1 protein-coding gene and 1 pseudogene are annotated in these 1494 nt (G+C 38.7%); one reads left to right on the forward strand and one right to left on the reverse strand.

Translation table 11 applies throughout. From position 1 onward, the window contains the following. Positions 1 to 331, reverse strand: a pseudogene (locus F6K27_RS33155) (glucose-6-phosphate dehydrogenase); the annotation flags it as partial. Between the two features lie 15 nt (positions 332 to 346). Here F6K27_RS33155 and F6K27_RS33160 point away from each other — a divergent pair. Beyond that, positions 347 to 1111 carry a DUF3987 domain-containing protein gene (locus tag F6K27_RS33160; RefSeq protein WP_287300978.1) on the forward strand — a complete coding sequence of 255 codons (765 nt, stop codon included), beginning with the start codon at positions 347 to 349 and terminating at the stop codon, positions 1109 to 1111. The last annotated feature ends 383 nt before the right edge of the window (positions 1112 to 1494 follow it).

Below are 1494 nucleotides of genomic sequence, written 5' to 3' on the forward strand. Positions count from 1 at the left end.
CTGGACATACCTGACGGACAATCCGGTTTAGCACTTGGGCCGAGGTAAGATCTTTACCGAAAGGCTTTTCGATCACTAGGCGTTGTTTGCTAGGGATTTTGAGCATTCCTGCTGCCCCAAGCTGTTGAGTGGCTTCGGCAAAGAAGCGGGGCGCGACAGACAGATAGAACACCCGATTGCCCAAAGTGCCTCGTTGTTCATCCAATTCACTCAAAAAGGCTTTGAGTTTTTGATAGCTTTCTGGGTGGTCAATATTGCCGGAGCAATAAAACAAGCCCTTGGCAAATTCATTCCAGAGCGTCTCATCGCCCAAGCCACCCCCAAATTCTTCCTTGGTGGTAGTTTAATGACTGGTAACAGTTTTAACTGCCAAATGGGGATTATTGGTGGAATACAGCCGGGGGTATTTCAGGATTTATTGAGTCAGACAAACCTTCGCAGTGCAGGTCATTTTGCCAGATTCAACTACTTATGGATGGAGAACAAACCACTAACCTTAGAAGAAGTGATTTCAGGTGGCAGTGCAGTTGACGTTACTGAGGATATTTATAAATTATTGGTTTGGGCTGCCCAACTACCAGGGCAAAAATTTATGTTTTCGCCGGATGCTTTTAAATATATTGTGACCAAAATCAGCTTGATGGAAACTAAAGCGATGGAGGAAAATAACCAGATTATGGCTGAGTTTTTGAATAAATTTCCTGGTAAGTTTCTGAGGCATTGTGGGTTGCTTCATTTATTATTTAGCTATCCAAATAAACCAACTAATTTAATTCCTCAGTCAGTTTGTCAAGTGGCTTTTGACAGTATAGTTCAACAACAATATTTTATTGAAAAAGTTCGTTTGCTGAAACCTGAACCAGCACTTTCTGATATGCTAAAAAGTCTCTTAGATTATTGTCAAAGAAAGGATAAATTTTTATCTGGTTCTGATATTGTTACTAGCAAGAAATTTGACAAAGTTAAACCTAAATTTACTGCTCAAGTGGCCAGAAGTTACTTTAAGGATTTGGCTGAAATGGGCTATGGGCAATTAGAAGGCTCTGGAACGCGATTGAGATTTAAAGCATTTACCCAGAACCCAGTAGAAATAGCTGAAACCAAATCATAGTAAGTATTTAACCACCCAGAAATGTACCCAATTTAACCCAGTAGTTCTGGGTAATCTCTGGGTAGGTCTGGGTATATTTGGGTTAATCTCTGGGTTCTCTAATCTTTATCCTGTAAAGATTTCAGCTAAAATCACTGGGTATTGGGTAGTTTCCAGAAAAAATCAAAATCCCAATAGCCTCTATTGGACACATCCTATATTTAGAGGCTACTATCTGCTATATAATTGGCCATCAATTAATGAGAAAATTAGTCTAAAATTTTCTAAGATATTAGAATTCTAAGATTAATTATTACGAGCGTCGTTCTGGCAAAAACAATCCTAATTCAGAAGGATAATATTGGGTTGAAAATCAAAAATATTCAGAGTATAAAGTTAGAGGA

The sequence above is a fragment of the Okeania sp. SIO2F5 genome, from assembly GCF_010692685.1.
GTDB classification, from domain to species: Bacteria; Cyanobacteriota; Cyanobacteriia; order Cyanobacteriales; family Microcoleaceae; genus Okeania; species Okeania hirsuta.